This window comes from Bacteroides sp. GM023 (genome assembly GCF_014750685.1).
GTDB lineage: Bacteria > Bacteroidota > Bacteroidia > Bacteroidales > Bacteroidaceae > Bacteroides.
In genome coordinates this window covers 1-14648 of sequence record NZ_JAAXGE010000028.1, presented here as the reverse complement: position 1 = coordinate 14648, position 14648 = coordinate 1, and the positions used below count along the sequence as shown (strand labels likewise).

General features: G+C 43.8%; 17 protein-coding genes and 1 tRNA gene. 10 read left to right on the top strand and 8 right to left on the bottom strand.

All coding sequences use genetic code 11. The annotated features are described in order from the left end of the window. Nucleotides 1-126 precede the first annotated feature (126 nt). From pfkA to cmk, 3 genes are all read right to left on the bottom strand, one after another. The gene (gene pfkA / locus HC965_RS26440) at nt 127-1107 is read right to left on the bottom strand and encodes a 6-phosphofructokinase (protein ID WP_191034193.1); all 981 of its coding nucleotides are present in this window, start codon (nt 1105-1107) and stop codon (nt 127-129) included. A gap of 156 nt (nt 1108-1263) precedes the next feature. Then, nucleotides 1264-2133: a 4-hydroxy-3-methylbut-2-enyl diphosphate reductase gene (locus tag HC965_RS26435; RefSeq protein ID WP_191034192.1), complete on the bottom strand. Its 870-nt coding sequence runs from the start codon at nt 2131-2133 to the stop codon at nt 1264-1266. Between the two features lie 7 nt (nt 2134-2140). After that, entirely contained in the window at nt 2141-2827 is a 687-nt protein-coding gene (gene cmk, locus HC965_RS26430; protein WP_191034191.1) for a (d)CMP kinase, read from the bottom strand. Nucleotides 2828-3048: 221 nt separating this feature from the next. Here cmk and HC965_RS26425 point away from each other — a divergent pair, with 221 nt between their 5' ends. The 9 genes from HC965_RS26425 (at nt 3049) to HC965_RS26385 (ending at nt 8960) form a co-directional block, all read left to right on the top strand. Then, nucleotides 3049-3732: an energy transducer TonB gene (locus tag HC965_RS26425; protein WP_191034190.1), complete on the top strand. Its 684-nt coding sequence runs from the start codon at nt 3049-3051 to the stop codon at nt 3730-3732. A 73-nt stretch (nt 3733-3805) separates the two neighbouring features. Then, nucleotides 3806-4780 (top strand): polyprenyl synthetase family protein, encoded by a 975-nt coding sequence (locus HC965_RS26420; protein WP_191034189.1) that lies wholly within the window; start codon nt 3806-3808, stop codon nt 4778-4780. Between the two features lie 16 nt (nt 4781-4796). Further along, nucleotides 4797-5513 carry a hypothetical protein gene (locus HC965_RS26415; protein ID WP_167966964.1) on the top strand — a complete coding sequence of 239 codons (717 nt, stop codon included), beginning with the start codon at nt 4797-4799 and terminating at the stop codon, nt 5511-5513. Continuing rightward, nucleotides 5507-6283, top strand: a complete 777-nt coding sequence (locus HC965_RS26410; RefSeq protein WP_191034188.1) for a TatD family hydrolase — start codon at nt 5507-5509, stop codon at nt 6281-6283. The genes HC965_RS26415 and HC965_RS26410 overlap by 7 nt, the downstream gene beginning before the upstream one ends. A gap of 120 nt (nt 6284-6403) precedes the next feature. Continuing rightward, nucleotides 6404-6491: transfer RNA gene (locus HC965_RS26405), tRNA-Ser, on the top strand. 74 nt (nt 6492-6565) lie between these two features. Beyond that, nucleotides 6566-7366: a MotA/TolQ/ExbB proton channel family protein gene (locus HC965_RS26400; RefSeq protein ID WP_191034187.1), complete on the top strand. Its 801-nt coding sequence runs from the start codon at nt 6566-6568 to the stop codon at nt 7364-7366. Between the two features lie 5 nt (nt 7367-7371). After that, nucleotides 7372-7857, top strand: a complete 486-nt coding sequence (locus tag HC965_RS26395) for a hypothetical protein (protein ID WP_191034186.1) — start codon at nt 7372-7374, stop codon at nt 7855-7857. Between the two features lie 35 nt (nt 7858-7892). After that, a complete protein-coding gene (locus tag HC965_RS26390; protein ID WP_191034185.1) occupies nt 7893-8486 on the top strand; it encodes a biopolymer transporter ExbD in 594 nt (197 codons plus the stop codon). 3 nt (nt 8487-8489) lie between these two features. After that, nucleotides 8490-8960, top strand: a complete 471-nt coding sequence (locus tag HC965_RS26385) for a biopolymer transporter ExbD (RefSeq protein ID WP_167966959.1) — start codon at nt 8490-8492, stop codon at nt 8958-8960. 82 nt (nt 8961-9042) lie between these two features. On the opposite strand, the gene HC965_RS26380 is transcribed toward HC965_RS26385, so the two are convergent. After that, a complete protein-coding gene (locus HC965_RS26380) occupies nt 9043-9579 on the bottom strand; it encodes a GNAT family N-acetyltransferase (protein WP_191034184.1) in 537 nt (178 codons plus the stop codon). Between the two features lie 61 nt (nt 9580-9640). Then, entirely contained in the window at nt 9641-10918 is a 1278-nt protein-coding gene (locus tag HC965_RS26375) for an IgA Peptidase M64 (RefSeq protein WP_191034183.1), read from the bottom strand. Between the two features lie 153 nt (nt 10919-11071). Here HC965_RS26375 and HC965_RS26370 point away from each other — a divergent pair, with 153 nt between their 5' ends. Further along, on the top strand, nt 11072-11551 hold the full coding sequence (locus HC965_RS26370; protein ID WP_022139345.1) for an Lrp/AsnC family transcriptional regulator: 480 nt from the start codon (nt 11072-11074) through the stop codon (nt 11549-11551). A gap of 41 nt (nt 11552-11592) precedes the next feature. Here the strand turns inward: HC965_RS26370 and HC965_RS26365 are convergent, their stop codons facing one another. The 3 genes from HC965_RS26365 to cls are packed head-to-tail and all read right to left on the bottom strand — an operon-like array spanning nt 11593 to nt 14268. After that, nucleotides 11593-12087, bottom strand: a complete 495-nt coding sequence (locus tag HC965_RS26365; protein ID WP_191034182.1) for a dihydrofolate reductase — start codon at nt 12085-12087, stop codon at nt 11593-11595. A 55-nt stretch (nt 12088-12142) separates the two neighbouring features. Then, complete coding sequence (locus HC965_RS26360; RefSeq protein WP_191034181.1) at nt 12143-12937, bottom strand: thymidylate synthase; 795 nt, start codon at nt 12935-12937, stop codon at nt 12143-12145. Nucleotides 12938-12996: 59 nt separating this feature from the next. Continuing rightward, the gene (cls, locus tag HC965_RS26355) at nt 12997-14268 is read right to left on the bottom strand and encodes a cardiolipin synthase (protein ID WP_191034180.1); all 1272 of its coding nucleotides are present in this window, start codon (nt 14266-14268) and stop codon (nt 12997-12999) included. Between the last annotated feature and the right edge of the window lie 380 nt (nt 14269-14648).

Here is a 14648-nt window from a genome sequence, read left to right as displayed (position 1 = left end):
GGTGTGAGAGGTCGGAAAATGAAAGTAGGAAGAAAACTACTTTTATTTTCCTCCTACTCGATTAAAAAGGGAGTTTTGATGTTCCCTCGTTATTTTTTTTCTATGATTGGATGAAACTTCTTTCGTTTAGATAGAAAGTTCTTTCAATACATTCACCAAATCTCTTTTTACCGGCTTGTCATTTTTGATAGCCTTGCTGAACGGTACATAAACGATTTCATCATGTTCAATGCCGATCATAACGTTGCGTTGGTCTTCCATGATGGCGTCGATAGCGGCAGCACCCAGGCGGCTTGCAAGAATACGGTCGTGAGCAGTAGGACTGCCACCACGCTGCAAGTGTCCGAGGATAGTTACACGCACATCGTACTGCGGATACTCGTTTTTCACACGTTCTGCGTAATGCATGGCTCCACCGGTCAGCTCACTTTCGGCTACCAGTACGATACTGCTATTCTTTGACTTACGGAATCCGTTCTTGATGAATTCTTCCAGTTGGTCGACTTCCGTACTAAATTCCGGGATAATGGCTGCTTCAGCTCCCGAAGCAATCGCTCCGTTCAACGCGAGGAAACCAGCATCACGTCCCATTACTTCCACAAAGAACAAACGTTCGTGTGAAGTGGCTGTGTCGCGAATCTTGTCCACTGCATCCAGGATGGTATTCAACGCTGTGTCGTAGCCGATAGTTGTATCAGTTCCGTAGAGATCGTTGTCAATCGTTCCCGGCAGTCCGACACATGGCACATCAAATTCCTGTGCGAAAATACGTGCACCTGTCAGCGAACCGTCACCACCGATGATAACCAAAGCATCGATGCCTTCTTTCTTCATATTATCATAAGCCATTTGGCGTCCCTCGGGAGTAGTGAACTCCTTACAGCGAGCTGTTTTCAGTATTGTTCCACCCAACTGGATGATGTTACTAACATTTTGGCTTTTGAATTCTTTGATTTCGCCTGTCACCAAGCCTTTGTATCCTCTATATATACCTTTAACTTGTAATCCGTTATAGATAGCTGCACGTGTCACCGCACGTATAGCTGCATTCATTCCCGGAGCATCACCCCCGGAAGTCAAAATTCCGATACATTTCACTGTTCCCATATCACAATCTTTTCATTAATTAGTTTGATGTGGCAAATGTACAATAAAAAGTTGAAAGCAATGTTTACGAAGTTTTTTTTCACTTGATGAAAACATTAAAAAAGTGCAAATGACCACTTTTTACTTTCTTTTTATTCTTGCTCTGTTACTTTACTGTTACTCTTTTATAAGCGTCTGAATGTGATTGTATATCTTTTCCATCAGCCATTTAGGGGTGGAAGTAGCCCCGCATACACCAATCGACTGTACGTTTTGGAGCAAAGAAGTATCTATCTCCTTTTCGTTATCTATCAAATGTGAATTAGGATTCACTTTCAGACATTCTTCAAACAGCATTTTCCCGTTCGAACTCTTTTTTCCGCTGACGAAAAATATCAAATCATGCGTAGCCGCAAACTCCCTTAACTTAGGCATGCGATTGGCAACCTGGCGGCAAATCGTATCGTAATACTCGAAAGTCGCGTCCGGCGAAATATGATGTTTGATATACTCTACAATTTCCTGAAATTCATCGAGCGACTTGGTTGTCTGCGAGAAAAGACGGATATCCTTGCTTAAATCCAGCTTCTTCGCTTCTTCGGCTTTTTCGATGACAATCGCTTTTCCGTCTGTCTGTCCCACCAGCCCCAACACTTCTGCGTGACCGGTTTTGCCGTAGATGATAATTTGCTTTTCTTTATTTTCGTCTTGCAGAAACTCCTGTTTGATACGCTTCTGAAGGCGCAATACCACCGGACAAGTCGCATCTATGATTTCAATATTATTCTCGCGGGCAATCATGTAAGTTTCCGGCGGCTCCCCGTGTGCCCGCAGCAGTACCTTTGCATTCCGCAAGTGCTTGAACTCTTCGCGGTTGATGGTGATTAATCCCATCGTTTTCAGCCTGTCCACTTCCCGGCTATTGTGCACGATATCCCCGAGACAATAAAGCGTTTCTCCCTTTGCTAACTCTTCCTCCGCCTTGTGAATAGCTGTCACTACCCCAAAGCAGAAGCCTGACCCTTCATCTATCTCTACTTTAATCATAAAAAAACTACTTTCCTACCTTATTAAAATGCTCGAACAGCCACTCTTTCTGTTGTTCGATTGTTAAGTCCGTATTGTCCAGCAATAAAGCATCATCAGCTTTGCGCAGCGGACTTACTTCCCGGTTTTGGTCAATATAGTCCCGTTGTTTCACATTCTCCAGGATTTCATCGAAACTCGCTTCCTGTCCTTTCGCTTTCAGTTCGTCGTAACGGCGTTGAGCACGAATTTCAGGCGTAGCAGTTACAAAAATCTTCAATTCGGCATCCGGGAAAACCGTAGTTCCGATGTCCCTTCCGTCCATCACAATACCTTTTTCTTTTCCCATCGCCTGCTGTTGAGCCACCATTGCCTCACGCACAAAGTCGAGCGCGCTGATAGGACTTACTTTGGACGAGACTTCCATCGTGCGGATTCTGTTTTCCACATTTACCCCGTTGAGGTAAGTGTCCGGACGTCCCGTTTCCGGGTTCAGCCGGAAAGAAATATGGATATTTTTGATTTCGTTTCTTAGTTTCTCCGTGTCGATAACGTCTCCGTCGAAAATTCCGTTCTCCATACTATATAAGGTGACCGCCCGATACATAGCTCCGCTGTCAATGTAAATGTACCCCACTTCACGGGCAAGATCCTTGGCCATAGTGCTTTTTCCGCAAGAGGAAAAACCGTCGATTGCTATTACTATCTTTTTCATATTCAGTTCATCTAATTTGTCCGCCAAAGATACGCTTATTTTGAAAATCAGCCATATGTTTGTCGTTAAAAGGAACCAGGCAAGTACGAAAGAATTAAAAAAGTTAAAAAGCCGGATAAAAAGACCGGAAGAAACAGACGGTTAACTGAAAATGTACTATATTTGCCCGGAGACACATAGGAAGACACTTTTTTTTATTAATCTATTATATTAATTATTTTATGGAAGTTAAAAAATCACCCAAAGCGGACCTGGAAGGCAAGAAGTCTACATGGCTGCTCGTTGGTTACGTGGTAGTGTTGGCTTTCATGTTCGTGGCGTTCGAATGGACCCAGCGTGACGTGAAAATTGATACAAGCCAGGCAGTAGCTGACGTTGTATTTGAGGAGGAAATCATTCCTATTACCGAAACCCCTGAACAACAAGCTCCACCACCACCCGAAGCCCCGAAAGTGGCCGAATTGTTGGAGATTGTCGACGATAAGGCCGAAATTGATGAAACAACAACCATTATCAATGAAGATAATGCTGCTCCGGTAGAAGTAAAATACGTGCCGGTACAAGTTGTTGAAGAAGAGCCGGAAGAACAAACTATTTTCGAAGTTGTAGAAAACATGCCGGACTTCCCGGGCGGACAAGCAGCTTTGATGCAGTATTTGGCTAAGAACATCAAATACCCGACTATCGCTCAGGAAAACGGAACTCAAGGACGTGTTATCGTACAGTTCGTTGTCAATAGAGACGGTAGTATCGTAGATGCGAAAGTAGTACGTAGCGTTGACCCGTATCTGGATAAAGAAGCTCTCCGTGTGATAAACACCATGCCGAAGTGGAAACCAGGTATGCAGCGCGGTAAACCGGTACGTGTTAAATTTACGGTTCCTGTAATGTTTAGACTGCAGTAATTTGTAACACAATAATTTAAGAGGCTGCTTCACGGCAGCCTCTTTTTTCATTCATTTATATTTTTCATCCATCATGTTCACAGCTTCTCAATTACTTGATAAAATAAACAATCATATTTCTGAAATACAGTTTACCCGGACACCGAAAGGACTCTATGAACCGATTGAATATATCCTTTCTTTAGGGGGGAAGCGGATACGTCCCGTATTAATGTTGATGGCGTATAACTTGTATCGCGAGGATGTCGCGTCTATCTACGACCCTGCCACCGCTATCGAAGTTTACCACAACCATACGTTGCTGCATGATGACTTGATGGACCGTTCCGATATGCGCAGAGGAAAGCCGACCGTACACAAAGTATGGAATGACAACACTGCCGTACTCTCGGGAGACGCTATGCTGATTCTTGCATTTCAGTACATGACAGCGTGCCCGGTGGAGCATCTCAAAGAAGTGATGGAACTGTTCAGCCTGACCACACTTGAAATTTGCGAAGGACAGCAACTGGATATGGAATTTGAATCCCGTTGTGATGTCACTGAGGATGAATATATTGAAATGATCCGCCTGAAAACAGCCGTATTGCTGGCAGGCAGTCTCAAAATCGGTGCTATCTTGGCAGGAGCGACTGCTGAGGATGCCGATAATCTCTATAATTTCGGAATGCAGATAGGAGTCGCGTTCCAGTTGCAGGATGATTTGCTGGATGTCTATGGTGACCCGGAAGTGTTCGGTAAGAAAATAGGCGGTGACATTCTTTGCAACAAAAAAACATATATGCTTATCAAGGCATTGCACCGTGCGGACGAGAAGCAGAGAGAAGAACTGGACCGTTGGCTGAACGCTGATACTTATCAGCCTGCTGAAAAAATAGCGGCAGTGACGGAACTGTACAACCAACTGGATATTCGGAGCGTCTGTGAAAACAAGATGCGCGAATATTATACACTCGCCATGGAAAGCCTTTCGGCAGTAGCAGTGGCAGAGGACAGAAAAAAAGAACTGAAGAACCTGGTGAAATTACTGATGTATCGTGAAATGTAACTAAGTTCTTGATAAGATGCCATACAGACGACTACCAAATACAGACCAGGCAAGGGTTCGGGCGTTGAAAACAGCGGTCGAAAAGGGTGAACTGTATAATGTGCGCGACCTGGCAATAACACTAAAGACATTGTTCGAAGCGCGCAATTTCCTGCAAAGGTTTGAAGCGGCACAAATTTATTATACGCAATGTTATGAAAATCAGTCGCGGGCAAGCAGGAAGCATCAGGCAAATGTGAAAACTGCCCGGCTGTATATTTCCCATTTCATTCAGGTGCTCAACTTGGCAGTGCTCCGTGACGAAATAAAAGTGGCCCACAAAGAATTATATGGTCTGCCCGACGCGAATACCGTGCCGGATTTGTTGAGCGAAGCCGCATTGGTGGAGTGGGGGAAGAAAATCATTGAAGGTGAGCAACGGAGAACGTCGCAGGGCGGCATACCGATTTATAATCCTACGATTGCACGCGTGAAAGTGCACTATGATATTTTTCTTGACAGTTACGAACGGCAGAAGAATTATCAGGCATTGACCAGCCGGAGCCTTGACGAACTGGCTTCCATGCGTGACCGTGCCGATGAACTGATACTGGATATATGGAACCAGGTGGAAGCCAAGTTTCAGGACGTCACTCCCAATGAAGTTCGCTTGGAAAAATGCCGTGACTACGGCCTGATATATTATTATCGCTCCAACGAAAAAGTAAAAGAAGAAAACGAAATATCATGTTGATAGACACTCATTCCCATCTTTTTTTAGAAGAATTTTCCGAAGATTTGCCACAAGTGATGGAACGCGCACGCGAAGCCGGCGTCTCCTATATTTTTATGCCGAACATCGACAGTACGACGATTGATTCGATGCTGTCCGTATGTGCTGAGTACCCGGGCTTTTGCTACCCGATGATAGGATTGCATCCTACCTCGGTCAATGAAACATATGAACAGGAATTGGCGGTGGTACGCGAGCAGTTGGCAGGGAACAACCAGTTTGTCGCCATCGGTGAAATCGGACTTGACCTTTACTGGGACAAGACTTTCTTGAAAGAGCAGTTGCTGGTCTTTGAAAAGCAGATTGAGTGGGCGCTCGAATACCGGTTGCCGATAGTCATTCATTCAAGAGATGCGTTCGAGTATATATATAAGGTAATGTCTGCCTATAAAAATACGCCACTCACCGGGATTTTTCATAGTTTCACCGGAACACCGGAAGAAGCGGCGAAATTGCTAGAGTTTGAAGGCTTTATGCTAGGCATTAACGGGGTTGTCACTTTTAAGAAATCGACTCTGCCGGAGACATTGCTCACCGTCCCTTTGGAACGTATCGTGCTCGAAACCGACTCGCCCTATTTGACTCCGGCGCCCAACCGTGGCAAACGGAATGAAAGTGCCAATGTGAAAGATACCCTTGCGAAAGTAGCGGAAATTTATCGAATGCCCTCTGAATACGTGTCTCAGGTCACTTCAGGAAATGCACTAAAAGTGTTTGGAATCCGCAAATAATGTTCGCAAGGTTTTAAAATATATTAATTTGCAGTATTTATTCAAGATAAAAAAGGGATAATGCTTCACGAAAAGAAAAAAAAGGATACATTTGTAGCTGAAAATGCGGAAAACTCATAAGGAGAGATGCTCGAGTGGTTGAAGAGGCACGCCTGGAAAGCGTGTATACGCCTAAAGCGTATCCGGGGTTCGAATCCCCGTCTCTCCGCAGAATTGAAAACGGAACGAGAAGTAAAAACAATAATAATAATCAATTAATTAATCTTAAAAATTAGACACACAATGAAAAAGTTATTCGCAATTGTTGCTGTGATTGGTGCCTTTACATTTGGCTCTATTCAACTTGCTCAGGCTCAAGATGCTCCTGCAGCAGAACAAACTGAACAACAAGCTGTTGCTCCTGCTGCTGAAACTACCGCTGCTGCTCCTGCTGCAGAAGAAGGTGGTATTCACAAGGAAATCAAAGTTAAATTCATTGAAGGTACTGCATCTTTCATGAGTTTGGTAGCTATCGCTTTGGTGATCGGTTTGGCTTTCTGTATCGAACGTATCATCTATTTGAGCTTAGCTGAAATCAACACAAAGAAATTCATGGCATCTATCGAAGCTGCTTTGGAAAAAGGTGATGTTGAAGCTGCTAAAGACATCGCTCGTAACACGAGAGGTCCTATTGCTTCTATCTACTACCAAGGTTTGATGAGAATTGACCAGGGTATCGATGTGGTTGAAAAATCAGTTGTTTCCTACGGTGGTGTACAGGCTGGTTACCTTGAAAAAGGATGTTCTTGGATTACTTTGTTTATCGCAATGGCTCCGTCACTCGGATTCTTGGGTACTGTAATCGGTATGGTGCAGGCATTTGACAAAATCCAACAGGTAGGTGATATCTCTCCGACGGTTGTTGCTGGTGGTATGAAAGTAGCCTTGATTACAACTATCTTCGGTTTGATCGTTGCTTTGATTCTTCAGGTATTCTACAACTACGTACTTGCTAAAATTGAAGCTCTTACAAGCGAAATGGAAGATTCTTCTATCTCTTTGCTTGACATGGTAATCAAATATAACTTGAAATACAAAAAATAATAAAGATGAGTAAGTTAACATATAAAGCATCGTATTACGCACTTTATGCGATGTTTGCCATCATCCTGATCGTATTGGGGATCTTCTTCTTAGGGGGAGATGCTACAGGCGATGCAGTGATACCGGGAGTTGATCCCGAAATGTGGCAACCTGCCCAAACAAATTCCTTACTCTATTTGATGTATGCTTTGTTTGGTCTTGCTGTTGCTGCTACAATTATTGCTGCTATATTCCAATTTGGTGCAGCTTTGAAAGATAATCCGGCAAATGCAATTAAGTCTTTACTTGGCTTGGTTCTTTTGGCTGTTGTTTTAATCGTAGCTTGGGCTATGGGTGACGGTACGCCGATGCAAATCCCGGGTTATAGTGGTACGGACAATGTTCCTTTCTGGCTGAAGATAACTGATATGTTCCTTTATGCTATTTACATCCTGTTGTTTGTAACTGTTGTTGCAATCATCGCTAGTGGTATAAAGAAAAAATTATCGTAATAAATTGGGAAAACTCAATTAAATAAGTAATTACAATGGCAAAAGGAAAAAGAAAAGTTCCTGATATTAACTCAAGTTCTACGGCGGATATTGCTTTCTTGTTGCTGATCTTCTTCTTGATTACAACATCAATGGATACAGACCGTGGTTTGGCAAGACTTTTGCCACCGCCACCCGAAGATCAAGATCAACAGAACACGGATAAAATCAAAGAACGTAACGTTTTGCAGGTTTACCTGAATAAGGATGATGCATTGATGTGCGGTAATGATTATATCAGCGTTGATCAGTTGAGAGATAAAGCTAAAGAATTTATTGCTAATGTTAATAATGCAGAGAATATGCCTGAAAAGACACAGGAAAATGTGGAATTCTTTGGTACATATCTGGTTAACAACAAGCATGTAATTTCTTTGCAGAATGACCGTGGTTCTTCTTATCAGGCATACATCAGCGTGCAGAACGAATTGGTTGCTGCATACAATGAATTGAGAGACGAGTTGGCTCAGGAAAAATTCGGAGTTACATATGCAGAGTTGAATGACGCGCAGCAGAAAGCTATTCGTGAAATCTATCCGCAACGAATTTCTGAGGCAGAACCTAAAAAATACGGAGAAAAAAAGAAGTAAGTAATGGGAAAATTTAATAAGACTGGTAAACGTGAAATGCCGGCATTGAATACTTCTTCGTTGCCTGACCTTATCTTTACTTTGTTGTTCTTCTTTATGATTGTAACAACAATGCGTGAGGTAACATTAAAGGTGCAGTTTACACTTCCGCAAGGTACTGAACTCGAAAAACTGGAGAAGAAATCACTGGTGACATTCATTTATGTAGGTGAACCTACTCAGGAATTCCGCGCGAAAATGGGTACTGAAAGTCGTATTCAGCTTAACGACAGCTACGCTGAAGTTGGTGAAGTACAAGACTTCATTTTCCAGGAACGTGCTAGTATGAATGAGGGCGATGCAGCTAAAATGACTGTGTCTCTGAAGGTAGACCAAAAGACTAAGATGGGTATTATTACTGACGTAAAAAATGCTCTTAGAAAATCTTATGCTTTGAAGATTAACTATTCTGCTACTAAACGTGGTGAGAAATAATTAGTTAATTCAATATATTAAAGAAAGGGCTTCCAAATCATTTTGGAAGCCCTTTCTTTATAGTACTATCTTTATCCTACTTTTATTCTTTTACTCCGTAAACAATTGTGTGGAGTTTCTTTCTTATCATTTCGTAGTCTTTATCCGGGTTGAGATCACCGTGTACCATTAGATACATAGGCAGGAAATCATCTCCCGGCTTGTAAGGCGGCTGGTAATAGTCTTTTTCCCACAGAACGAAACCTTGGCGTTGATAGAATCCGATGCGGCGCTTTGCCATCTCCTCTATCGGGCGTTCCACTTCGAGTACAATCGGTTGCTTCAAGTAGTTGCGCAAGTATTCGAGTGTACGTTTTCCATATCCGCCGTTTCGCAAGGCTGGGTTGGTTGCGAAGTGCTCTACGTAGTAGAAGCTGTCAAAGTCCCAGTAAGTGATAAAACCGATCGGCAGGTCATCATCAAAGATGATATTATTGTAAAAGTTACCTGTGCGGTCAGTGTACTCACGCAGTTGTTCTAACTCACGATATTCTTCCGGTGGAAATGCATCTATAAGTAATTCTTCCATGAACTTGTAATGTTGGAAATCCGATGTGCTAATCGGCTGAAATCTAATCATACGGTTTGGGTTTTAAGTTTGTACTTTGGAATAATCTATTTTTGTATCGGTCATATAACTTTTAAGGGATATAGAATTCAATCACGCGGCGGATGGCGCGTTGGCAAACCGGACAGAATTCCGGGTAACCGTTTGTTTTCATACGGCAGTCGTAGGCAGGACGATAGATACCTTTGGCTGAGTATCCGCCTCCTTCATAGACTCCTACCGGGTATTTTTTCCTTTCGGTGGTAGGGGTGGGGATGGGAGTACCTTTGGTGAGCATATTTTCCCACTTGGAAGCGAAGTCCACCCGTGTCGAGATATTCTGCTCCCACGGTTCAATATCCAGTGGATAAGTATCTGTCATTGTGTCGTCCTCGTAGAAATACTCGTCGGCTAGCCCTGCAAAGCTGTGTCCGAACTCGTGTACCACTACGGGCTTGAACATCGGATGATGGGCGGTAGTCAGCGTATACGAATTATAGATACCGCCGCCGCCGTATACGTCAGTATTGGCAAGAATAATAATGTGTTCGTAAGGGATGCCGGCTAAGGCGTTATGGATAGATTTCACCCGGCTGGTAGTCAGGTAACGATCCGAATAGAAAGTGTCGAAATGAGAGTGTACGGCCGTTTGCTTCCACTGGTTTTCACGGGGCACGCTGACACCGCTGTCTGTAGACGGACTGGCAACGGCAATGATATTGAACTTCTCTTTCATGGAACGGAACGGTTCGTGCGAAAACAGGCTTTCACAGGTGCTTTGCGCGTCCTGATAGAACAAGTCCATTTCCTTCTCGGTATATCCTTCAGCAAGGATGGCGACATCGATACATTCTTTCTCGTTGCCACTTTGGAGCATATAGCGATGCGGAGTGACGTGTGACACTCCCCGTTTATGAATCAGTATATCGTCAGGGCGGACTATATGCTTGTAGTTGGCCATCACTTCCCTGCGTGGAGAATACAGGACGATTTCCACTTCCACGGGTTGCTTGGGATAAGGCAGAAGAAAACTGTTCTCGAATCCCTTTGCCGTTTCTTTGGCTTCGTCCGTGGTGAGCCATTCCTGAAACAGGGAAGAGAAGGAAGTCTTGTAGATACACTGTTTGGTGGCAAGGTCTTTCACGGTGATTTGACCGTTGCCCTCCAGTGGAAGTTCGGATAAATGATGCTGGCGACCTGCCCAGGAAGGGAGTTGTGACAGTTCGTCGAGATAGATGGCCTGTTGCCCGGCATCTCCGGTGAAGATGTAGTCCACTCGCAATGTTTTGTCCTGAAAATAATCGGCAAAGTTCTGTCCATAACCTTCTGCAAAAGTGAAGAAAAATAGAACAATACAGCAAAATTGTCTCATATAAATGGTATATTTATGTTTTTTGCAAAGATACAAACTATTGTTGATTTATCTGCTTCGAATAAATAAAAGTAATAGTTTATAGCATTTGTTGCCGGAAAATCGCTAACTTTGCACAAAAGATTCACTGATTAAAACAATTTGATTTAAGAAATGGGACATCATCAATTAGATACGCTGGATGAACAAATACTGAAACTGATTGCCGGCAATGCACGTATTCCTTTTTTGGAAGTGGCGAGAGCTTGCAATGTTTCCGGTGCCGCGATTCATCAACGTATTCAAAAACTAACTAACTTAGGGATACTCAAAGGTTCAGAATATGTCATTGACCCCGAAAAAATAGGATATGAAACTTGTGCTTACATCGGTATCTATCTGAAAGATCCCGAATCCTTTGATTCGGTAACAAAGGCTCTGGAAGCTATTCCCGAAGTAGTGGAATGTCATTTCACTACCGGAAAATATGATATGTTCATCAAGATTTACGCAAAGAATAACCACCACTTGTTGAGTGTTATCCATGATAAATTGCAACCACTGGGATTGGCGCGTACAGAAACGTTAATCTCCTTCCACGAAGCCATTAAGCGGCAAATGCCTATCATGGTCGAGGTGGATGAGGAAGATTAATGAATCGTTTCGGGTAGGAGTCTCAGACAGGAGAAAGTGACTCACTTTCTTACATAGTCTACAAAAGCATAGGAGCAGAGATGTTTCTCATCCGCAGGATGAGCTTCTCTGCTTTTTTCTTGCCAACTCTCCGGAGAAACTTCAGGGAAATATACGTCGGCTTCGGGAGCAGTGCTGTCTATCTCTGTCAGGCAGAGTTCGTCAGCAAAAGGAAGTGCTTGCCGGTAAATGCTTGCACCGCCGATTATATACACATGTTCCTCTTCTTTGCAGCTTTGCAAGGCCGTTTCAAGCGACGGGAACACTTCAGCGCCGGGACATTCCGTAGCCGGATTAGAAGATAGTACAACGTTTCTGCGATTGGGCAACGCACCTTTCGGAAGAGATTCGAAAGTCTTGCGGCCCATTATAATGGTGTTTCCGGTAGTCAACGCCTTGAAACGCTTCAAGTCGTTGGGCAGCCAAAAAAGAAGTTTATTCTGAAAGCCTATTGCCATACGCTGGTCAATGGCGGCGATAATGGATACTTTACTCATAAGATATATGACTCAGGGAATTATATGACTCATGTGAATTTACGACACATGGGGATTACACCGCTACTACCCCTGCGATATGCGGATGCGGGTCGTAATTTACTAATTCAAAATCCTCAAATTTAAAATCAAAGATGCTTTTCACATCCGGGTTGATTTTCATTTGTGGCAGCGGGCGAGGTTCACGCGACAGTTGCAGTTTCACCTGTTCCAGGTGGTTCAGGTAGATATGAGCGTCACCAAACGTATGAACAAAGTCACCGGCTTTCAATCCCGTTACTTGTGCCATCATCTGCAATAGCAATGCATAAGAAGCTATGTTGAAAGGAACGCCGAGGAAGATATCGGCACTGCGTTGGTAAAGTTGCAGGCTCAATCGTCCGTCCGCTACGTAGAACTGGAAGAAAGCATGGCAGGGTGGGAGATTCATATTGTTGAGGTCTGCCACGTTCCAGGCACTCACGATGATACGGCGTGAATCCGGGTTATGCTTGATTGTCTCTACCACTTCACTGATTTGGTCGATGAATCCACCGTTGTAGTCGGGCCACGAACGCCACTGGTAACCGTAGACGTGACCTAAGTCACCGTTCTCGTCCGCCCATTCATTCCAAATACGCACTCCGTGCTCTTGCAGATATTTCACGTTAGTGTCTCCTTGCAGAAACCAAAGCAACTCGTATATGATTGATTTCAGATGCAGCTTCTTCGTCGTCAGACAGGGAAAACCGTCTTCGAGGTTAAAACGCATTTGATGACCGAAAACACTAATGGTTCCCGTTCCGGTGCGGTCACTTTTTTCCGTGCCTTCAGTCAGTACACGGTTGAGTAAATCCTGGTATTGTTTCATAATGGATAAATTTTCAAATCATGGGTGTATTCACTGAGGAACTACACGCTTGCGCAAAATTACAAAAATGGCGTGAATAAATTAGCAAACCATCCGACGAACTTCTTCCACGGTGAACGCTTTTTCCAAAATTCAGGTGTCAGTTGGGTGCAGTGTTCGATATCTTCATGGAACATCGTATTCAGTTCGGCTGTCGTTTTCTTGTCAAAGATGAAAGCATTCGTCTCGTAGTCGTATCGGAGGCTTCGGCTGTTCAGGTTGGCGGTGCCGACTGTGCAGAACAGGTCGTCGACCATCATAATTTTCGAGTGGTGGAATCCGCCGTTGTACATATAGACGGTGGCTCCCCTTTTCATTAACTTATGCAGCTTATAGAGCGCGGCATCCGGCGTAAACGGAATATCAGAAGCGGAAGAAACCATAATTGTCACATCCACTCCCCGGTCGATGGAGCGGTTCAGTGCTTTCTTGATGGAAGAAGTCGGCACGAAGTAAGGATTGACGATGTGTACATTCTTTTGCGCTGAATAAATGCTCATCGCATATGCGTGGCTCAACATACGACTGTTTTTCTTCGGAGTACGGTCTACGATGGCGACTACGATATTGGTGCTGTCCGTCTGTCCCGCATGCTGCGGAAAATAGGCTTCTCCACCTATATTCTGTTTCGTCTCTTTGTTCCAAATCGTGAGAAAGATTTCCTGCAAGTCGTTGACGGCATCCCCTTCGATGCGCGTGTGCATATCCCGCCAGGTTCCGATTTTGGGCAGACCGTTGATGTAATAATCGGCGATATTCATGCCGCCTGTATAAGCCACTTTTCCGTCGATAACGGCAATCTTCCGGTGGTCGCGGTGGGCGGCGTGGTTGATGTAAGGGAAGGTAAACGGGTCGAACTTGACAATTTCGATGCCCCGTTCACGTATTTTCTTGAGATGTTTCTTTTTGAGCGGCTTGTTGTTCGACCAGTTGCCGAAGGCGTCGAACATAGCCCGCACTTCAACGCCTTCTTTCACCTTTTCGGCCAAGAGGTCGAATAAAGCATTGGCGATGGAGTCATTGCGGAAATTGAAATATTCAAGGTGAACATGGTGTTTGGCTTCCCGTATGGCTTCAAATAAATCGATAAACTTCTCCCGTCCGCTTTTCAGCAGCTTGACTTTATTGTTATCGGAGATGGGAATACCTGATTCTTTCAGGAAATGTAATACTAGAGAATCACTTGTTAGTCCGATAGAGTCCCGTGGATGCGTCATCAAACTGTCGATGACATCCGCCTGGGCGCGAAATAAAGACAAAAACAGAAATAAAATAAATATACGTAGTTTCAAAACTTTTCTCTCTATTTTAGTTTACAGAACAACAAAGATACAACATCTAAGTTTGGGGCGACTTGGAATAAAGGGTAGATTTACCATTGTTTAACAGTAGGAGAGATTTATTAGTAAGAGACGTTTCTTAGTGAGAGAATTTTATTTTTGGAACGTAACTTGTCAGATTCGTAAGTATGTAGACCTCCAATCATTGACGGAAGTATGGATGAAAGTGCGGGAGTTGTGTTGTATAGTGTTGATAATGAGTGAGAAAGAATCAGAATCTCTCTGTTGTGAAAAGGGCGGTTTAACACCGTGTTAAACCGCCCTTTCTGCGTGTATGCTCGGCATGAGTATTATCTAACGGGTGCAAGTCCCTCGTGAGCCCTAATAGCGGG

What these genes read in the sequence shown, in the direction of transcription:
- pfkA (WP_191034193.1), bottom strand. Translation starts at nt 1,107, where the DNA reads ATGGGAACAGTGAAATGTATCGGAATTTTGACTTCCGGGGGTGATGCT.
- HC965_RS26435 (WP_191034192.1), bottom strand. Translation starts at nt 2,133, where the DNA reads ATGATTAAAGTAGAGATAGATGAAGGGTCAGGCTTCTGCTTTGGGGTA.
- cmk (WP_191034191.1), bottom strand. Translation starts at nt 2,827, where the DNA reads ATGAAAAAGATAGTAATAGCAATCGACGGTTTTTCCTCTTGCGGAAAA.
- HC965_RS26425 (WP_191034190.1), top strand. Translation starts at nt 3,049, where the DNA reads ATGGAAGTTAAAAAATCACCCAAAGCGGACCTGGAAGGCAAGAAGTCT.
- HC965_RS26420 (WP_191034189.1), top strand. Translation starts at nt 3,806, where the DNA reads ATGTTCACAGCTTCTCAATTACTTGATAAAATAAACAATCATATTTCT.
- HC965_RS26415 (WP_167966964.1), top strand. Translation starts at nt 4,797, where the DNA reads ATGCCATACAGACGACTACCAAATACAGACCAGGCAAGGGTTCGGGCG.
- HC965_RS26410 (WP_191034188.1), top strand. Translation starts at nt 5,507, where the DNA reads ATGTTGATAGACACTCATTCCCATCTTTTTTTAGAAGAATTTTCCGAA.
- HC965_RS26400 (WP_191034187.1), top strand. Translation starts at nt 6,566, where the DNA reads ATGAAAAAGTTATTCGCAATTGTTGCTGTGATTGGTGCCTTTACATTT.
- HC965_RS26395 (WP_191034186.1), top strand. Translation starts at nt 7,372, where the DNA reads ATGAGTAAGTTAACATATAAAGCATCGTATTACGCACTTTATGCGATG.
- HC965_RS26390 (WP_191034185.1), top strand. Translation starts at nt 7,893, where the DNA reads ATGGCAAAAGGAAAAAGAAAAGTTCCTGATATTAACTCAAGTTCTACG.
- HC965_RS26385 (WP_167966959.1), top strand. Translation starts at nt 8,490, where the DNA reads ATGGGAAAATTTAATAAGACTGGTAAACGTGAAATGCCGGCATTGAAT.
- HC965_RS26380 (WP_191034184.1), bottom strand. Translation starts at nt 9,579, where the DNA reads ATGATTAGATTTCAGCCGATTAGCACATCGGATTTCCAACATTACAAG.
- HC965_RS26375 (WP_191034183.1), bottom strand. Translation starts at nt 10,918, where the DNA reads ATGAGACAATTTTGCTGTATTGTTCTATTTTTCTTCACTTTTGCAGAA.
- HC965_RS26370 (WP_022139345.1), top strand. Translation starts at nt 11,072, where the DNA reads ATGGGACATCATCAATTAGATACGCTGGATGAACAAATACTGAAACTG.
- HC965_RS26365 (WP_191034182.1), bottom strand. Translation starts at nt 12,087, where the DNA reads ATGAGTAAAGTATCCATTATCGCCGCCATTGACCAGCGTATGGCAATA.
- HC965_RS26360 (WP_191034181.1), bottom strand. Translation starts at nt 12,937, where the DNA reads ATGAAACAATACCAGGATTTACTCAACCGTGTACTGACTGAAGGCACG.